The 252-nt window shown below is 51.2% G+C and carries 1 protein-coding gene; it reads right to left on the minus strand.

All coding sequences use genetic code 11. The features are described from left to right. Positions 1-192: hypothetical protein (locus tag Q5762_RS39110; protein ID WP_315897077.1), on the minus strand; the 192-nt coding region annotated here is incomplete at its 3' end. Positions 193-252 lie beyond the last annotated feature (60 nt).

The raw sequence follows: 252 nt of genomic DNA on the forward strand, positions 1-252 counted from the left end.
GCCGCTACTGATATAGTGAGGGAAATAGTTTTTTGTAAAATACTCATAGCCGCCCACAGGATCTAAAACCTTTTCGCGCCGCGCCTTGATGTCTTCGGGCGCGGTCGAAAAGCCCTCCACCTCCGCCTCAATGGTGCGGCGCAGCTCTGCGGCGTATTCTTCAAGCTCGCGGAAAAATTCTTTTGATTTCATGTTTCAGACGGCCTATGGTATTATTTTTGTCAAGTGGATTGGGGGGCACCCTAGTCGGCG

Origin of the sequence: Streptomyces sp. P9(2023), assembly GCF_032436795.1 — a bacterium.
Lineage (GTDB): Bacteria > Actinomycetota > Actinomycetes > Streptomycetales > Streptomycetaceae > Streptomyces.